Source organism: Burkholderia sp. Tr-20390 (genome assembly GCF_017104595.1).
Classification (GTDB): domain Bacteria; phylum Pseudomonadota; class Gammaproteobacteria; order Burkholderiales; family Burkholderiaceae; genus Burkholderia.
Genome location: NZ_JAAGPC010000034.1, coordinates 1 through 18,788 on the forward strand (window position 1 = coordinate 1; position 18,788 = coordinate 18,788).

12 protein-coding genes and 2 pseudogenes are annotated in these 18,788 nt (G+C 57.7%); 9 read left to right on the plus strand and 5 right to left on the minus strand.

Features of this window, described 5'->3' with window-relative positions; genetic code table 11:
• Positions 1-6 precede the first annotated feature (6 nt).
• Positions 7-609 (minus strand): annotated as a pseudogene (locus G3N98_RS12330) (LysR family transcriptional regulator); the annotation flags it as partial.
• 131 nt (positions 610-740) lie between these two features.
• Between G3N98_RS12330 and G3N98_RS12335 the strand changes: the two are divergent.
• Positions 741-1,739, plus strand: a complete 999-nt coding sequence (locus G3N98_RS12335) for a quinone oxidoreductase (RefSeq protein ID WP_206148328.1) — start codon at positions 741-743, stop codon at positions 1,737-1,739.
• A gap of 58 nt (positions 1,740-1,797) precedes the next feature.
• Here G3N98_RS12335 and G3N98_RS12340 read toward each other — a convergent pair whose 3' ends face one another.
• Positions 1,798-3,312 carry an MDR family MFS transporter gene (locus G3N98_RS12340; RefSeq protein WP_206148329.1) on the minus strand — a complete coding sequence of 505 codons (1,515 nt, stop codon included), beginning with the start codon at positions 3,310-3,312 and terminating at the stop codon, positions 1,798-1,800.
• 229 nt (positions 3,313-3,541) lie between these two features.
• On the opposite strand from G3N98_RS12340, the gene G3N98_RS12345 reads away from it, so the two are divergent.
• Positions 3,542-5,101 carry a methyl-accepting chemotaxis protein gene (locus G3N98_RS12345; RefSeq protein WP_089427209.1) on the plus strand — a complete coding sequence of 520 codons (1,560 nt, stop codon included), beginning with the start codon at positions 3,542-3,544 and terminating at the stop codon, positions 5,099-5,101.
• A gap of 55 nt (positions 5,102-5,156) precedes the next feature.
• On the opposite strand, the gene G3N98_RS12350 is transcribed toward G3N98_RS12345, so the two are convergent.
• Complete coding sequence (locus G3N98_RS12350; RefSeq protein WP_206148330.1) at positions 5,157-6,824, minus strand: ATP-dependent helicase; 1,668 nt, start codon at positions 6,822-6,824, stop codon at positions 5,157-5,159.
• 126 nt (positions 6,825-6,950) lie between these two features.
• Positions 6,951-7,805, minus strand: a complete 855-nt coding sequence (locus G3N98_RS12355; protein WP_006485970.1) for a helix-turn-helix domain-containing protein — start codon at positions 7,803-7,805, stop codon at positions 6,951-6,953.
• A 224-nt stretch (positions 7,806-8,029) separates the two neighbouring features.
• Here G3N98_RS12355 and G3N98_RS12360 point away from each other — a divergent pair, with 224 nt between their 5' ends.
• Both G3N98_RS12360 and G3N98_RS12365 read left to right on the plus strand, forming a co-directional pair.
• Positions 8,030-9,364, plus strand: a complete 1,335-nt coding sequence (locus G3N98_RS12360; RefSeq protein ID WP_206148331.1) for an FAD-binding oxidoreductase — start codon at positions 8,030-8,032, stop codon at positions 9,362-9,364.
• 83 nt (positions 9,365-9,447) lie between these two features.
• Entirely contained in the window at positions 9,448-10,542 is a 1,095-nt protein-coding gene (locus tag G3N98_RS12365) for a potassium channel protein (protein ID WP_069251854.1), read from the plus strand.
• 125 nt (positions 10,543-10,667) lie between these two features.
• Here G3N98_RS12365 and G3N98_RS12370 read toward each other — a convergent pair.
• A pseudogene (locus G3N98_RS12370) lies at positions 10,668-10,832 on the minus strand (IS3 family transposase); the annotation flags it as partial.
• A 706-nt stretch (positions 10,833-11,538) separates the two neighbouring features.
• On the opposite strand from G3N98_RS12370, the gene G3N98_RS12375 reads away from it, so the two are divergent.
• The 5 genes from G3N98_RS12375 (at position 11,539) to G3N98_RS12395 (ending at position 18,760) form a co-directional block, all read left to right on the plus strand.
• On the plus strand, positions 11,539-11,697 hold the full coding sequence (locus G3N98_RS12375) for a hypothetical protein (protein ID WP_206148332.1): 159 nt from the start codon (positions 11,539-11,541) through the stop codon (positions 11,695-11,697).
• 199 nt (positions 11,698-11,896) lie between these two features.
• Complete coding sequence (locus G3N98_RS12380; RefSeq protein WP_206148333.1) at positions 11,897-13,369, plus strand: MBL fold metallo-hydrolase; 1,473 nt, start codon at positions 11,897-11,899, stop codon at positions 13,367-13,369.
• Positions 13,366-14,793, plus strand: a complete 1,428-nt coding sequence (locus G3N98_RS12385; RefSeq protein WP_206148334.1) for an MBL fold metallo-hydrolase — start codon at positions 13,366-13,368, stop codon at positions 14,791-14,793. The genes G3N98_RS12380 and G3N98_RS12385 overlap by 4 nt, the downstream gene beginning before the upstream one ends.
• A 374-nt stretch (positions 14,794-15,167) precedes the next feature.
• Entirely contained in the window at positions 15,168-15,950 is a 783-nt protein-coding gene (locus G3N98_RS12390) for a hypothetical protein (RefSeq protein ID WP_206148335.1), read from the plus strand.
• A complete protein-coding gene (locus tag G3N98_RS12395) occupies positions 15,947-18,760 on the plus strand; it encodes a hypothetical protein (protein WP_206148336.1) in 2,814 nt (937 codons plus the stop codon). Before G3N98_RS12390 ends, G3N98_RS12395 begins: the two co-directional genes overlap by 4 nt.
• Positions 18,761-18,788 lie beyond the last annotated feature (28 nt).

Sequence of the window (18,788 nt, forward strand, 5' to 3'; positions counted from 1 at the left end):
TGCTCACCCGGCCGCGAAGCGGGCGAGCCACTGGTGCTGCGGCGTTTGCGCGAGCGCGTCGTCGTAGCCGACGAACGGCCAGGTGTCGGGCGGCGCGTCCGCCCATTCCGGCGACGCGCACAGCGCGAAGCGCATCGTGCCGAGCCGGCGTGCGGCGAGCCCCGGCTCGGTGGGCCGCGACAGCCGCACGGCGAGATCGGCTTCGCGCGTGTACAGGTTCGCTGCGTGCATCTCGCCCAGCAGGTCGATCCGCAGCGCCGGCCATGCGCGCTGCGCGCGGGCGAGCCGCGGCGCGAGGAAGTGGCTGGCGAACACCGGCGACGCCGATACGCGCACCACGCCGTCGAGCGCCGCCGCGCCCTGGGCGGCGCGCGCGAACGCATGCGCGTCGGTTTCGATGCGTGCCGCGTGCTCGGCAAGGTGCAGCCCTTCGTCGGTCGGCGGCCAGCCGCGCGGCAGCCGGTCGAACAGCCGGATGCCGAGCGCGGACTCCAGCGCGTCGATGCGCCGCGCGACCGTCGAGTGCTGAACCTGCAGCGCCCGCGCGGCGGCCGACAGGCTGCCGCCGCGCATCACCGCGAGGAAATAACGGACGTCGTCCCAGCTCATCGGCAATGCGGATGCGGAAACGGGATCCTGATCGGTCGAATTTTGCACAGTAGATGGGCGGTTGGCGGGAATTCCGTTCGATTATGCACGATGGGATGATCGTGTCACTTCATTCGATTACGAGGAACGTCATGACCCAGACTGCCACCGCCATCCGGATCGGGATCGACCGTTACGGCGACGCCGGCGTGCTGCGCCGCGTCGATGCGCCCGTCGCGCCGCCCGGTGCCGGCGAAGTGCGGATTCGCCAGACCGCGATCGGCGTGAATTTCGTCGACATCTATTTCAGGTCGGGCGCGCACGCGTTGCCGGCGCTGCCGGACGCGCTCGGCGTCGAGGCGGCCGGCGTGATCGATGCGGTCGGGCCGGGCGTGATGGAGCTCGTCCCCGGCCAGCGCGTCGCGTATGCGGGCATGCCGACCGGCAGCTATGCGAGCCTGCGCACGATGCCGGCCGAGCGTGTGCTGCCGATTCCCGACGGCCTGAGCGACGAAGCCGCCGCGGCCGGGCTGCTGAAAGGGATCACCGTTTACATGCTGCTGCATCGCGTCCGTCATGTCGGCGCCGGCGACACGGTGCTCGTGCATGCGGCGGCCGGCGGCGTCGGGCTGCTGGCGACGCAATGGGCGCGTGCGCTCGGCGCGCGGGTGATCGGCACGGTCGGGTCGGCCGCGAAGGCCGCGCTCGTGCGCAAGCATGGCGCCGACGCGGTCGTCGATTACCGCGAGGAGGATTTCGTCGCGGCGGCCCGCGCGTTCGGCGGCGGCGCGGGAGTCGATTATGCGATCGACGGGATCGGCGGCGACGTGCTGACGCGCACGCTCGGCACGGTCCGTCCGTTCGGAATGGTCGCGAGCATCGGGCAGGTGGCCGCGATCGGTGCGCGGCAGACGTTCGATCTCGACGAACTGGGGCCGGCACGGTCGATCGCGCTGGCACGGCCGAGCGTGCTCGGCTTCATCGCGCGTGACGTCGACGGATATCGGGAGGCTGCGCGCGCGACGCTCGAGCGGCTGGCGGGCGGGATGCACGTGGAGATCGGCGCACGGCTGCCGCTCGAACAGGCGGCCGATGCGCACCGGTTGCTGGAGTCGCGCGCGACGACGGGTGGGGTCGTGCTGGTGCCGTGATGGCGGGGGATGGGGATCGCGATGCGGCTCGATGCTCGCATCGCGATCCACGGGAGGCTCAGTGGTGCTTGCGCAGCGGCGCATCCTCGACGAACCACGCGAGCACGAATGCGATCGCGATAACCGTCGCCGCGGCCAGATACACGACGTGCAGCGAACCGGCGAATGCATGCAGGTACGCGTCGCGCACGGCATCCGGCAACTGGTGCACGGCGGCCGGGCCGAGCGCGGGCGGCAGCGCCGTGCCGGCCGGCAGCGCAGCCATTACGCGCGACTGCAGCCCGTGCGAGAACAGCGCGCCGAATGCCGCGACACCGAGCGAGCCGCCGATCGAGCGGAACAGCGTCGCGCCCGACGTCGCGACGCCCATGTGCCGGAATTCGACCGTGTTCTGCACGGCGAGCGTCAGCACGGGCATCACCATGCCGAGGCCGATCCCGAGCAGCGCCATGTACGCATACATCGTGTGCAGCGGCGTATCGAGCGTCAGCGTCGACAGCAGCGCCATCGCGATGCCGCCGGTCAGCGTGCCCAGGATCGGGAACATCCGGTACGAGCCGAGCCGCGAGATCAGCCGGCCGCTGACGATCGACGTCACGAGCATCCCGCCCATCATCGGCAGCAGCTGCATCCCGGCCTGCGACGGCGTCGAGCCCTTCACGACCTGCAGGTAGAGCGGGATGAACGTGACCGAGCCGAACAGCGCGATGCCGACGACGAAGCCGATCAGGCTGACCAGCACGAAGGTGCGATGGCGGAACAGTTCGAGCGGCATGATCGGCTCGGCCGCGAGCCGCTCTTCGTAAATGAAGCCGCCGATCGCGACGATGCCGAGCACGAGCGTCATCCACAGCTGCGGCGACGTCCACGGCAGCAGCGAGCCGCCTTCGCTCGTGAACAGGATCACGCAGGTGAGGGCGGTGGCGAGGAACGCGGCGCCCATGTAGTCGATCCGGTGCTTCACGTGCGCGGTGTGCGGCCGGAACGCGACGCCGATCACCGCGAGCGCGAGAAAGCCGAGCGGCAGGTTGATCGTGAAGATCCAGCGCCACGACAGGTGCTCGACCAGGAAGCCGCCGAGCAGCGGGCCGATGATCGTCGCGAGGCCGTACACGCCGCCGAACATCCCCTGGTAGCGCGCGCGGCGATCAGGCGGCACCAGATCGCCGATCGCGGCCATCGTGACGACCATCAGGCCGCCGCCGCCCAGCCCCTGCACCGCGCGCAGCACGATCAGCTGCGTCATGTCCTGGGCGACGCCGCACAGCGCGGAGCCCGCGAGGAACAGCAAGATCGCGGCCTGCAGCACGATCTTGCGGCCGTACAGGTCACCGAGCTTGCCGTACAGCGGCAGCACGACGGTGGAGGAGAGCAGGTACGCGGTGACGACCCACGACAACTGGTCGAGCCCGCCGAGCTCACCGACGATCGTCGGCAGCGCGGTCGACACGATCGTCTGGTCGAGTGCGGACAGCAGCATGACGAGCAGCAGCGCGGCGACGATCAGCCCGGTCGGCGCGTCGCGGCGGGCCGTTTCGGCGGCCTGTGGAGTGAGGAGGGTGTCGGTTGTCATCGAGATATCTGCCATGGCAGGGAATTGTGTCGAATATAGCCATTGATAGTTGACTGGTCAATTTCTGCTCAGCCTCGATGTGTTGCAACCGTAACAGGAGATTGCCGGCCCGGAAAATTGACCGGGATCAGGGGAAAGCGGGGACGGACTCAAGTTTTTTGCAGGCAAACCGTAATCCAGAGTGCTGCGGACCGATTGCCGCGGCACTTTTCATCGCTCTCGTCCCGTCATGAACCTGAACGCCCTGTTTTCCCGTTTCTCGATCCGTACGCGGATTTTCTCCACGCTCGGCCTCGTTGCCGCGCTGCTCGTCGTCTCGGGGCTGATCGGCCTCGCCGGCATGCAGAGCTCGAACCGCGCGCTCGACGAGGCTTATACGCAGCAACTGGCTGCGAAGACCGCGCTGTCGGCGGCCAGCCTGAACCTGACGATCGTGCGCACGACGCTCGACCGCGCGATGCTGCATCCGGAAGCGCCGGAGGTGCCCGATCTCGTCAAGAAGGCCGAGAGCTATCTCGCGAAGGCCGACACCGCCTGGCGCGGCTACGCGTCGATGCCGCACGACGGCGACGAAGGCCCGCTCGCGAGCCGCCTCGACGCCGCGCGCCAGGCGCTGATCGGGCAGGCGCTGAAGCCGATGATCGACGCGGTCCGCGACGGCCGTCGCGACGAGGCCGACCGGCTGCTGATGTCGGTTGCGCCGCCGCTGTCGGTCGCGCTCACGCAGGCGACCGATGCGCTCGATGCGTACCAGGTCGCCCGCGGCAAGGACGTGTATGACACGGCGCAGACCTATTACGGCTGGATGCGCGCGGGTGCGATCGCCGGTATCGCGTTCGGCCTGGCCGCGTGCCTCGGTTGCGCGATCGGCCTGCATTACGCGATCACCCAGCCGGTGAACCGGCTGCTGTCGCATTTCCGCCGCCTGTCGGAAGGCGACCTGACGTCGGAAGTGCGCTGGTCGTCGCGTGACGAGATGGCCGAGCTGGTCAAGGGCGTGACCGGCATGCAGCGCAGCCTCGCGGATACGGTCCGCCAGGTCAGCCAGGGTTCCGAAGCGATCTCGACGGCGACGCACCAGATCGCGGCCGGCAACACCGACCTGTCGCAGCGCACCGAGGAACAGGCGTCCGCGCTGCAGGAAACGGCCGCGAGCATGGAGCAGCTCACCGCGACCGTGAAGCAGAACGCGGACAATGCGATGCAAGCGCAGGCCTGCGCGGATACCGCGAGCGAGATCGCCACGCGCGGCGCGACGGTGGTGGGCGAAGTGATCGGCACGATGAACGAGATCGACCAGAGTTCGCAGAAGGTCGCCGACATCATCGGCACGATCGAGGGCATCGCGTTCCAGACCAACATCCTCGCGCTGAATGCGGCGGTCGAAGCCGCGCGCGCGGGCGAGCAGGGCCGCGGCTTCGCGGTGGTCGCGGGCGAGGTGCGCACGCTCGCGCAACGTTCGGCGTCGGCGGCGAAGGAAATCCGCACGCTGATCGGCGAATCGGTGGAACGCGTCGCGACCGGCTCGCGGCTCGTCGGCACGGCCGGCGCGACGATGCAGGACATCCAGCAGGCGATTGGCCGCGTGACGGGCATCATGACCGAGATCGCGGCGGCGTCGAACGAGCAGCGCGACGGGATCGAGCAGGTGAACCGCGCGGTGTCGCAGATGGACCAGGTGTCGCAGCAGAACGCGGCGCTCGTCGAGCAGGCCGCGGCGGCTGCCGCGTCGCTGGAAGAGCAGGCCGACGGGCTGCGCCGCGCGGTGGGCGCGTTCCGCGTCGCCTGATCAACCGAGGGCGGCGACGGGCGGGCGCTTGCCCGCCTGCCGTCCGCCCGTTACATCAGACGGCCGCGAGTTGCGCGGCCGCGCGCGACGACGCGACGATCAGCAGCTTCATCGTCGCACGCGTCGCGCCGACGAACAGCTTGCGCGCGGCACGCGCGTCGAGCGTGTCGAAGTCGACCTCGGTGAGGATCACGCACGGCGCCGACTGGCCCTTGAAGCGGTAGATCGAATCGAGCAGCACGTCGCCTTCGCGATACTCCGGGTTGCCGAACAGGTCGTACTTGCCGGTGAAGCTTTTGAGCCGGTGCGGGCCGAGCTGGTCGAGCGGTGCGAGCACCGAGCCTTCGCGGCCGCGATACGACAGCACCGCGATGTCCTGCTTGCGAAAGCCGAGCGACAGCGCATGCGTGATCGCCCGCTTGGTCGCGTCGATGCAGGCGTCGGCCAGTGCGTCTGCCGACGCGCCTTCTTCCCCGTACGACGACACCGACGGATCCGAACCGTCGAACGGGCTGCCCGAGCGCAGCTCGGCCGCCAGCGGCTCGACCCGGCCGACGATGTCGCGCACGAATTCGAGCAGGTCGCGCGGGCTGCGGTAGTTCGTGAGCGCCTTCAGCGTGACCCAGCCCGGCAGCGCGACGGGCTCGCGCATGTACAGGTTCTGCAGCGGATCTTCCAGCCACCACCATGCGCCTTCCGGCGCCAGCAGGCGCGCCAGGGCGGCCGCCCACGGCGCATGGAAATCCTGTCCTTCATCGACGACCAGCACGTCGAAGCGCCAGTGCTCGGGAATCGGCGTTGCCGCGAAGCGCGCCTCGAGCCGCTCGAATTCGCCGGGTACCTGGAAGTCGGGCGTGTAGCCGCCGTCGCGCGCGACCCAGTCGCATAGCTGGTGGTAGTTCGCGATCTTCGCGCCGGGCGGCGCGATGCGTGCGATGTAATCGGCGAGCGGCCGGTTGAAGCACACGTAGAGCACGCGCTTGCCGGCCGCGACCGCATCGCGCATCGCCTGCACCGCGAGCTGCGTCTTGCCCGAGCCGGCCGTGCCGGTGACGCGCAGCCGGAACGGCGCGAATTCGAGCTGGCGCGCCCACGCGGCGAGCCCGCCCGACAGCCGCGTGACGAGCGTGCCGGCCTGCCCGACGAGCGCGCTCGTGTCGGGCGTGAGCGCGAGCTCGTCCGCAAGGAAATGGTGGAGCTTCGGCGCGTTCGGAAAGGGTTCGTCGTCCTCGGGCAGGATCTGCAGGATCACCTGCGCGAGCTGCCCCTTGCGCGATGCATCGACGATGCGGTCGGCCGCGACGCCGGCGATCGACGCGTCGCGAATCGAGTAGTCGGGGCAGTACAGCAGCGCCTCGACGCCGTAGACACCCGCGCCGAGCGCGGCCGTCAGGCGCCGGTGCAGCGTTTCCTGCGTGCGCGCGAGCTGGATCGGGACATTGCGTTCCTTCTGCAGATAGACCTTCACGAGCCCCTTCGGCGTTTCGCGCAGGAAGCCGGCTTTCTGCTCGATCAGCAGCACGCGGCCGGCCGGGCTCACGACGACGAACGCGGCCTCGCCGAACACCGAGAACGCCTGGTCGGCGCGGGTCCAGTGCACGCCGTGATACACGGTGTAGCTGTCGGGCAGCGCGTGTTCGAGCGCGGCGAGCGTTTCGCGCTCGCGTTCGGCCGCGCCGGTCGCGGCGAGGCTTTTCCAGTCGTCGGGGATGAGGCGGGCCATGGCGTCGGGCGGCGGAAGCCGGCGTGGGCGTGAACGGGTGCGGCTATTGTACTGAGCTATGCACCGGTTCACGACCGCCGTGCCGCGCGGACGTTGGCCGTCAGGAGGAAGAACGGCCCGGGGACGTTACCCGCGGGCGAGCCGTTTCGCGAGATCGGCGCTGAGGATCGCCATGCGCGCGGGCTTTTCGTAGCAGACGACGTCGAACGCGCGGATCACTTCGCTGATGTCGGCCTCGCTCGCGCGGCCGGTGAGCAGGTCGCCGGTCAGCACGAAGATCGGTGCGCCCGGGTTGTCGGATGTGCGCACGGCCTTGATCGCGGTGGCGGCCGTGCTGTCGTCGAACAGCCATTCGGTCAGCACCGCGTCGAACGCCTGGCCCTGCAGCGCATCGACGAACGGCGCGAGGCCGTCGAATGCGGCCGTCGCGAAACCCTGGCGTTCGAGATAGCGGCACAGCTCGGTCGCGCTGACGCGATCGGGGTCGATCACCGCGACGACGAGCTTGTCGCTCTCCGCGCGGCGCGGATAGATCTCGATCTTGTGCACGTCGTACGCGTTCTGGTACAGCACGCCGGTGTGGCGCAGCACGCGCCAGCGGCCGTTTTGTTCGTACGCGACGAATTCGGGGCGCGCGCCGGCTTCGAGCGGCGCGCCGATCCAGGCGGTGCACGGAATCTCGGCGACGCCCGCGTAAAGGACGGCCTCCTGCGAATAGGCGCCGACCATGCCGGGGTCGAGCGTTTGCGCGCCGAACAGCTGCGCGGCGGGTTCGCCGTACGCTTCGGCGACTTTCTTGATCTGCGCGAGCGTCCAGGGGCTGCTGCCGCGCAGTTTGCGGTGGCCTTGCGAGAAACTCAGGTCGAGGATGCGGCACAGCTCGGTGGTCTGCTGGCGCTTGCCGATGCCGTTGCGGGTCATCAGCTCGCGCACGCGCTCGGCAACCGCGAGGGAATCCGTGGTGATTGCTTCAGTGGTCATGCTACGGGAACGGATCGTGACGTTCAGAACGACGCCTTGCGGCAGTCTCGACGGACAGTCTTCATGACGTCCAGGGGCGAGCCGACCGGCCACGCGCGGAAAAGATAACTTTACCGCAAAATGGTCGTTATTCAGCGTGGCGAAAGGTGCGTTTGTGTGAAAGGTGTGTCACGACGTTACCACCGCCGCCCACATTCGGATGCATTAACGCCTGACAGGAAACAATGACGACAACCTATCCGCTGCATGATGCGCTGACCTTCGCCGACACGCCATTCCCGCACGAAGCCGACGTCGTGATCGCCGGCGCCGGCATCATGGGCTGCGCAGCCGCGTATTACCTGGGCCTGCGCGGCCTGAAGGCCGTCGTGCTCGACAAGTCGCGCATCGCCGGACAGCAGTCGACCCGTGCGTGGGGCTTCGTGCGGCAGCAGGGGCGCGAAGCGGCCGAGGTGCCGCTGATGATGGCCGGCATCAAGATCTGGGAGGGGTTAGAGGAAACCCTCGGTTTCGATCTCGAATGGCGGCAGGGCGGCTGTCTTTATATTGCGGACAACGAAACGGACTGGGCGTCGTTCAATGCGTGGCTCGCCGTCGCGCGCGAGCACGGGCTCGACACGCGCACGCTGACGCGCGCGCAGATCGACGAGCGCGTCAGCGGCCTTTCGCCGCAGGCACGCACGCTCGGCGGGCTCTACACCGCGACCGACGGGCAGGCCGAGCCGCGTCGCGCGGCCGCCGCATTCGCCGCGCGTGCCGCGGAGGCGGGCGCGCGCTTCTTCGAAGGCTGCGGCGTGACCGCGATCGAGACGGCCGGCGGTGCGGTGGTCGGTGTGGTGACCGAGCGCGGCACGATCCGCACGCGGCGCGTGATCTGCGCGGCCGGCGCGACCAGCTTCCGGCTGCTCGATGGCGTCGGCATCCGGCTCCCGCAACAGGCCGTGCGCGGCACCTGCATGCGCACCAATGTGGTGCCGCCGGTGTCGGCGTCGACGGTGTGGGGCCACGGCCTCGGTATCCGGCAGCGCAAGAACGGTGCGATCAATCTTGCCGACGACATGCAGGTCGACGTCGACCTGACGCTCGGCCACCTGCGCGGGTTGAGCCTGTTCTGGCCGGAGTTCTGGTCGCAGCGCGACAAATTCCGGCTGCACGTGAACGGGGCCGCGTGGCGCGATGCGCTGGCCCGCATCAACGGGGCGACCGGGCCGATCGAGCCGCGCGATCCGCAGCCGCAGCCGAATCGCGCGCATGCGCCGCGCGCGCTCGCGAAGCTCAAGGCGATCTTTCCCGCGCTGAAGGACGCGCAGATCGTCGAGGCCTGGGCCGGCCTGATCGACGTGCTGCCCGACGGCATTCCGGTGATCGATGCGCCGGGCACGCCGTCCGGGCTCGCGATCGCGACGGGATTCTGCGGCCACGGTTTCGCGATGGGGCCGATCGTCGGGCGGCTGCTGGCCGAATGGATCGACACGGGCGCGCCGTCGCTCGACCTGGCGGCGTTTCGTGCGCAGCGCTTCGTCGACGGCACGATGGTGCGGCCGCGCAGCATGCTGTAACGGACGCATCGACGCGATGACGTCGGTCGGCCACGGCCGACCCATCGTAGAATCGAGCCCGCATCCTTCAGGAGATTCCCCCGTTGGCTTCGCCCTCCGCCCAGCGCCGCTCGTTGCGCTCACGCCTGCGTCGCGCCCGCAACCCGTGGCAGGCGCCGCGTGCGCGCACGCTGTTCACGCGTCCCGCGACGTCGCCGCGGCGCACGCTGCTGTTCCGGATCGGCGCGGTCGTGCTGCTGTGCACGCTCGCGTTCCTCGTGCTGTATCTCGATCGCGACGGGTTGCGCGATTCGACCAAGAGCACGCCGATGACCGTCGCCGATCTCGTGTACTTCACGATGGTCACGGTCGCGACGGTCGGCTATGGCGACATCGTGCCCGTCACTGCGCGGGCGCGCCTGATCGATGCGTTCTTCATCGTGCCGATCCGCATCGTCATCTGGTTCATTTTCCTGGGCACGGCGTATCAGTTCGTGATCCAGCGCGTCATCGAGGAATTCCGCATGAAACGCCTGCAGAAGCAATTGTCCGATCACATCGTCGTCTGCGGTTATGGCCTGTCCGGCTCGATCGCGGTGCGCGAACTGCTCGAGAGCGGCGTCGATCCCGCGACGCTCATCGTGATCGACTCGCAGCAGCAGGCGATCGAGGCCGCGACGTCGCTCGGCGTGGCGGGACTGCTCGGCGATCCCGCGCACGAGGATCTGCTGCAGCAGGCACAGGTGCGCGAAGCGAAGGCCGTGATCATTTCGGTGACCGATGATCCGACCGCGATCCTGCTCACGTTGTCGGTGCGCAGCATCGCGCCCGATACGAAGATCGTCGTGCGGATCCAGGAGAACCTGTATCAGCGGCAACTGCGGCAGGCGGGCGCCGACGTGATCGTGTCGTCGACGAAGATCGGCGCGCTGCTGCTCGCGGATGCCGTGCATAGCCGCTATATCGTGCCGTTCGTGAACGACATGCTGTCGACGCGCGGCCGCGCGACGCTGCTCGAGCGTGAGGCGATGCCGCAGGAGGTCGGCTGCATGACGAACGTCGTGCCGGGCGCGATCGTCGTCGGGCTCGATCGATGCGGGAAGATCTTTTCGTTCTATGAAGACCCGCCGTGCCGGATCGAGAAAGGGGACACGCTGGTCGTGATCCAGTCGGCGCGGATTCCGGATCCGGATGTGTAAAGGCCGGATGGTAAAGGTCACGTTATTTGGCAGGTTACGATTTGTTCATTTTTTGAGGGCCCCCGGTTCTTTGTTGGACGCGGTATCAAATTCAAACTATATCGATTCAAAGCGGCGGCATTTCTGAGTTGCTTGTAGTAGTTTGCCTCAGCCTCAGAGGGCGGGATATAGCCGAGCGGTTCCATCAGCCGATGATGGTTGTGCCAAGCCGCCCATTCCAGCGTTGCCAGTTCGACGGATTCGCTCGTTTTCCAAGGGGCGCGCCGATGAGTCAGTTCCGTCTTGTGCAGGATCGTGACCATCTGCTCTTCCGTGAACCGGCTCTTCTTCATGACTTCCTTCTCTCCGTTGGAAGCTATTCTCTCAAGTTTCAGTCGGTCCGAAAATTCCAGAGCAGGTCAGTGTCGCCGCTACGGCGTAATTCGGCTAATACGTGCCAAGGTGGACTACGGCAGCAATTCACTCCACCAGTGAGCAAACGGTACGTTCGGTGTAGGCGGCATTTATCTCGACGTCCGCAGTGTTGTCGAGGTGCAGGGTGATCGCGCTTGCGCTGTCGGTAAGTTACATGCGAACGACGGGAAGCGAGTGTTCATACACGTCGGCTACGTTACAGCATCGAATCCGCCCAAGTCAGTGCTGTCATTCGAGGAGGCACTTCCCCGAATTCGTTAGCGTCGAGTTACTACAAGCCATTCTCTGTGCGCCGCTCGGTACTTCTCAAGCTCATTTGACATTTTGAATTACTTTGAAATTTTTTCTGAAAGTGTGGGATTGGTCGCAAATCCAATTGAAATATAAATTAATATTTCCGTCTGTAGCGTATATGGGTGGAAAAATTTCGCGATTTAACCTTGAGATGGAGAATTTAACTTTCCCGTGGAAAGACTCGCCAGGAAGGTGGTGCATTTTTGCAAATCAAGTTTCATTGCATTTCTGTTACTTTCATCTGGCCACCTTGTGGCATTTTGTCGAATTTTTTTACAAGGAACAGCCGTGAGTAACGTATCCAATGCACTGAAAAAGCAAAGCGTTCAAGTAGTGAAGAAGCCGGAATTTACCAAGGAGGAGTTGGCAGCTCTTAGTAAATTGATCAAAGAATCGAAGGCGAAGATCTCGGACGTGAAGGCGCATCACGGCAGCTATCATCGCTGACGCAGCTTTAGATGCAATATCAGATCGTTCCTTATAGCGTGCTCAACTAAGGTGGAAATGCGTTTAGTACGTTTAGGTGAACGCCCCCCCCCCCAGCAATGGGGGCATTGACGCTAGACGCTCCACGAGGGGAAGTGCGTATTTAATACTATGTAGTGTGGCAGATTAACTAAAGCATTCTAATTTTAATGGAGGTGCTGTGAGGGCAACGTTTATTGGGCATCAAACTTGGTTAATTGAATATAAATCCACGAAAATCCTGATTGACCCATTAATTTGTGAGGATTTTGGGTTGGTTGATGGACTGCGGATCGATGTGTATCCGCCAAGAACTGTCAATGCTGACGCGCTTGACGATGTTGACTTGATATTTTTAAGTCACGAGCATTCCGATCATTTTGATATAAAGTCGTTGAATTTACTTCCTCGGACTGCAAAATTTTTTCTCGGCGGATCAATAGTTAATCCGGTAAAAGAGTGTGTAAGAAAATTGGGATTTCAGATTACTGAAATTAATTCTAGCGATCCAATCCAGGTTAAGGATTTAATTTTAAGATTTTATCCGGCCGATCCTAAAACCGCATTTTGGGAAAATAGGGTTACGCAGATTCTCGTTGAAACGAGCACGGAAAATGACGGCGGTATATTTATCGCTGTCGATGCTCTGGTATCTGAAGTATTTAAGCGGCATTTGAAAGAAGGGGGCGTTAAGACGCCAAAATTGGTTGTAGTATCAAATAACTCTCGTATTTCACCGCCCGGCGCATTTCAATCGCTAGAAAATTGGAGGGGAAATTCTTCGGATAGCACGAAAAAGACCGGCCCATTCGGGATTGGCGTACTGAGTTCAGTGGTCACAAGCTATGTTGATGATTTTCCGGATATTCCCGAGAACATAGCGATCTGTGGCGGTGGGTTTATAAAAAGGATCGGCAATTTCGCGGCCTTTCCATTTTCGGAGCAGCCAAGCATGAGTGCTCTCGCGAATTCGTTAAGTCTTGATGTCAATGTTGTCGGCTTGCTGCCCGGTGAATTTTTTGATCTGAACGATGTCTCGAGTCTTCGTGGCAGTGTTGATTGGATTCAAGTGAATCGAATCCAGCATAAATTCCTTACTGACGAGTTGCAAGATTTTATCGAAAATCGAAGATCTGTCATGGTGGTTGGCTCAGTTCTAGATGACTATGAAAGAATTGAGGATTTTGAATTTTCACTTCGCAAGGCGTGCAAAGAGCTAAGGCGAATCAGGAAGCCATTGCTTCTATTTATCACCGGAAAGAAAGCACTAGCATTGAAATCTCATCTAGGAAGGCCATTGGATTCCCGGCGGATAGCGTTTTTTTTTCGGTCGGACAATTTGAGGCTATCGTCTACTTATGCATTGAATTTTATCACGGGTGAGTTTGAAGAGGATCGAGGGATTAGTGAAAGTGATGCAATTATTAAATATCCATATGGTGTAAGTATACCGTTGGTCGATTTCGTTGGAATGTTCGAGGGAGATCTGCAAATATGGGATATCGTCGGGGTCTCAGTAAAGTCGTGGTTTGAGGGTGGGATTTTCGAGGGGCTCATACCATTTTTCTATAGCTACTATGGTGAAAATGGGAGCCCGGAACTGCTTGGAAAAATAATAAATCGAGAGCTAGTGAAGATGGGGGTTACAAGATGAAGGTAACATTTATTGGTCATGAAAGTTGGCTTGTATCTTGTCGGGGCTTCAACTTCTTGGTTGATCCCATCTTGGAAAATGGGTTCGGCTCTGACAGTCGTCGAGAATTCACTATTCAGCCAAGGAGAGTTGTTGACGTTGACGGGATGCCACCTATCTCTGCAATTATATATACGACGGAGCATTTGCAACATTTTCATCCGAGAAGTTTAGTGAAAGTGAGGAAAAAAATGCGCATTGCGGAACTTAGGGTTTTTGTTCCTGAGCTATTCCCGATAGCGGCTCAAAAAATAATTGAGGAACTAGGGTTTATATGTGAACGGATCCCGTGTGGAGTGGATTTCGCTTTTGAGGGAGCGAGATTTCGATTTTACATGCCGCACAAAGATGTTTTATTCTGGGATAGTCGGGTTTCTTCTCTATACATCGAAGAGATGGGCGAGTCTATATTAATTCAATCGGACACGTTGATTTCAGATGATTATTATTCGGATATTCTTAAAAAGGTGGCGTTGAAGCCATCGCTACTGATTGTTACCAATAATTTTCAGAGATCGAAAGAGGGATTCTCCATAGGACTCGACAATCTGTTGCCGGTCGAAGATGAGAAATATAAGAAGGCAGCTGGATTGCGTCTATTGAATTCATTAATTTCCGTTCCAATAAAGCGTATTGGGAGCGCCCCTCGAATTCTGATAGTTGGAAACGGATACAATAACCATAATAATTCGATAGATCATATTTGGTCTAATGAAAAATTGGCGAATGCTGCGAGAGAATTATCTATTTTAGGTGGTGTATCAGCGTTGTCGCCGGGTTTCTCATATTGTATGGAATTTGAATCAATCTCTGAGGGGGTATCATGGATTCACGATCCTGGACATGAAGAGTATAACGAAGAAGAGAAAGGAGGGCGCTGTAAAGATGAGGGGAATGTCTCCATGTCATCACACGAAATCAAACTTGCTCTCGATGATATGGCAAAGTCGTGGATTATAACTAGATATGGGCAAGCGATTTTATCTCAGCAAACTTATTTGGGCCGAGATTTGGGGTCTAAGAAGGTTGTGATTGTATTGACTTCGGAAAAAGGAGATCTCCATTTCGTTTTTGACGTGTCGACTGTGAGTTTTCATGAGGTGGGGAGATGTGATGATCCGATGAGGGAATATCCATTCGGTATTATCGCGGATTATTCTGATTTCGTGGATATGCTTTCAGGGAAAATACAAGTCTGGGAATTGATGAATTTTTCGGCTTCTCAGTGGTATGTTTGCAATAGATACGATAGTCCATTGGCTTTCATGTTGGAATATTTTGGTGAGCAGGCCGACAACGATTTGGCATATAAAACGTATAAATCATCATTGAATTTCGGGATCGATCTGATTCCAGAGCAGGGGAGTAAAGCGGAATTTTTGTGAGCAGCGAAAGCCGTGATTCGTTGCTGTAACTGAGAACCTGATCCCATTGTGCTGCAGCGGTGGTTGCTATTTTGAGTCGCAATCGCAACGACATCCTTTCGATAATTTTCGACTGGTACGCCTATGACCCCATGCCTTCTATAGCTAAGGTGATTAATCAATAGAGACTTGCCAGTAAAGTGATGAGTAAGTGTCACTTATCGAGTGCGCGGGGGGGGCTAATTATGGAAGTGGGGTGCAATTGAGGTATTTCTATAGTGTGTGAAAGACAGTCGTCCATTTTGGGTTCCAGAATTAAAATGATGCGGTCTTTAATTATAGTTTGCAACGAGATTAAAATTATCGGCACATCTTCGAGGTGTGAATTATGAAATATGGATACCCCGTTTTTCTCTAACATAGAGTTGAGATTTCTGGATGAGGGCGCCCTTCGCCATCAGGTTGAAAATATAATATTTTCGGTTGAAGGGAAATACGAAGTGATTGAGGTTGTTTCTCAATCTGAAAAATCAATTGTGTGTTTTGCGGTGGATATTAGGACGGGGAGGGAGGTAGTTATAAAAAAGTATCTTGAGGCTGATGGCTTTGAAAATGAAAAAGCAGGCTACTTGTTATTTAGAGGTGGGCCAATTTCTGATCTAATCGAGGTGCTCCCTGGTGACGGTATATTGATATTAAGTAAGGTTGATGGATCTTATTTTTATCCCAGTGAAGAAAATTTGGAAAGAGCAATACATTCGTATGCGTGGCTTCACGCAAGGGCCATATCTAACATTAGGCAAGCCTGTGCGTCGAAAATGGATATAGTCGTTGATTGTTGCTGGTCAGAATTGGAGGCGGATAGTCACGAGTGCCAAGCCATCAGCGTGGGCGACGTAAAATCTGAACATCTCCTCATGTCAGGCGATAAATTCGTGATTGTAGATTTGGAAACTTACTCATTTGGGAGAAGTGTGTGGTTCGATATTCTTTCATTAGGTCGTTATAAAAATCTGAGGCGAATATTTCTTGATAGGCTGCATTTTATAGTCGAGCTTTATTGTTCGTATAGAAATATACCGACGGAATGTTATGATTTTAAAAAAATTGAAAATTATCTAACTGCTTTGCAGAATCAAGAGAAGTTTCATCCGGTTTTTTGGGAGGGCATGCTGTGAAATGGATGTATTTTCCGGTATTGAGAATCGGTTATGGGAAGGTGTGCCCCAAGGAGGGAGATGAAATTTTTGGTGGTGGTTTATTTCCCGTCTTGATGAAAGTTTGCCCTCCGGCCTTATTTGCTATTCCTGCGATATCTGTTGCTACTTACACAATTCAATTGATGTTCGTGTATGTCCTGGGGTTGCTTGCTGAGGGTGATGGAGAAGACGTTCACGACGTTGTCGCTTTGGCTTTGTTGGGTGCTGCTGCGTTTTTTATGTCTATATTGAAAATTAATGTAGACGCATTTCTCAGTGGAAGGTTGGTGAAGACCTTCGAGGGGGTGCTGAGGCGTCAAAGTAATTTTTCACTATCATTGACGAAATCGGAGCGAGTGGCTTCTCGTGATTTGATAGTGGTTCTTGATAATGTAACATCAGGTATGGATGTTATCTCGATTCCGTTGTTTATTTTCTTTTCATCTCTTTTAGCGGTCGTGTTGTACGGGGTGAAGGGGCTCTTGGCTATCGCCATTGTTTTGATGGCGGTGCCTTTTACTTATTTTCTATCAAAATTGGCGGATCGAAATTACGATAAAATTATGGTTCTATCCGCTGACAGAATAGAGAAATGTGGGCGTTGGCTAAAAGGTGGGGCCTTAAAGAAGCAGTTTTCAGAGAATGACGATCTTTTGCTGGCCAAGACTGCAATTGACTCTGAAATTAAAGCCAGGAACGTCGATACTATCTTGCGTGGCGCGGATAATTATATTATCGGATTTGGCCGGCTATTGCCCTATGTTGCGATCTTGATGCTGGGACTAGTTGGAGATGACGCGTGGAGTGGGGCGATTTTGTGGGTGAGTATTCCATTGATTTCAGCCGTTCTGTCGTTTCCCGCCGCGTATGTTAATTTTAAATCTGTCTCGAGGTCATTGATTGAAATTGATAAATTTGAAAAAGAGGTTGTGGGTGAGGTGACGTGTTTTCGTTTTATGGAATCTGGGGAGGCTGTAAAGATCGATTTCGATAGAAATTGGCCAATTTGGCCGGGATCGGTCGAAGCGCTTGTTTGTTTCGATCACCATCAATTCCCGGATGTAATTTCGGAATATAGGCTGATGGAGGTGCTGCGCCTTATTCCGGAGCTCGGAAATAGCGCTGAAGAAGTTCTTGAGAAGTACATAGAAATGGACGGGCGAAATATTTCTGAGGGACAAAGGCTTAGGCTTCAATTGTTCAGGGGAATTATTGGTGTTAAAAAATCCAACGCTGTTCTTTATATTGATGACGATTTTGGTTGTATTGATTACGAGGCCGCTGCGGCAATTGTCGACCATCTGCGAGGCGTTGAGCACGTAGTGTTGGGGCCTAAGCCAATTTTTATGCTGAAAAAGAGATATCGACTTAGTACTGCATACACACATTCGTTTGCTCGCAGTGAAGTAGTCAGAGATGAGGTGACCTATCTGCGATCGGAGTTAAAGGGAATGAAGGTCGCATATGTCATTGGTGTGGGCATTCTTGCGATTCCTGCATTTATGCTGAGTTATTCGGCAAATCTGACCATTCCCGGGCGTGGAATTCATGTTTGGAGTATTGTTTTTTATGCGTTGTTGGGTGTCGCAATTGGAGCTTCCGCTGGGCTATTTGTTGAAAGAGAAATACGAACTCGATTTGCTCGTCTCTTTGAGAAAGGGTTAAAAGATATTCGAGAGGGAGGAAGCATTAATTTAGTTCAGTTGGTTTCCAGGGATCTGACTATTGTATTTGAGAGGATATCTTGGTATGTGCACGATTTTTCGTGGATATCTGCGTTGTTAATTTGCAATATTTTTGCGCTTTGGATTGGTTTTGGTGTAAATGGGCTTGTAGTTACATCGATGCTTGGTGTGACGCTGCTCGGGCTATATTGCTTTTCAATAGATGAACTCTTTGAATCGAGATTGGAAGCCGTGCATGGATACGATTCGCTAACGCGAGCCGTGAGTATTGCTGATGCATTTGCGCAGTTTGGTCAGACGGAGTTTGGGCGGTCAATGCCTGATTTTATCTTGAGAAAAAAGAATTTGCTGGTGGAAAACATTGGTGATTTCTACGTCAAACGTATGCGAAGTGTAATTTGCCGAAGCGTGATGTCGGTCAGTTGTGCATTTGTGTGCGATTCCGCAATGACTGTGATTGCGCTAATTTGGGCCTTCTTTGGTGAAGGCAATTCGAGTTTGGTTTTCGCTATAACTGCACTTCTGTTGGTAAAGTCGGGTTTGTCTAATGCGTTTCTTGCAATCACCGGATTTAAGTCGCAGTCTATGTCAGTGTGGCGTATTGCGGAGTTTGCTGGTGATAGGAGAGGGGTGAGTGTTAGGTGTGAATTCGGGAAAATGGTTATAAGTGGATTTCGGGCTAACCAAGAATATCATTCAAAGAATCTGATTCCTGGTTTCGCATACTCGTTGACGGGGAGGTCGGGGAGTGGGAAAAGTGATTATATGAAAGGTGTTGCTGGTATTGTTGATGTTCAGGTAAATGAATCTCGTGGAAATGTCGATTGTTCGGTTTTCTATATTAATAAAGAGGTTGTCGAATATTTTGGTGTTGAAATTAAAATTCCAGGTGATCTCGCCAACTTGTGGGATAGGTTGCCTGCAGGAAAAAATCGACTTTTGTTGCTTGATGAAATATGTGGATCCATATCGGTGGATTCTCTTGACGAGTTGCGGAGCGAAATTGAAAGGTACGCGGCATATAGTGGGGATACTTTGATGGTTGTTGATCATCGATTCTACCTTTCCAAGATTATTGATGTGGGTGAGTTGGTTATATGTTGAGTGGGAATTCATTGGATTCAAGGGTGTA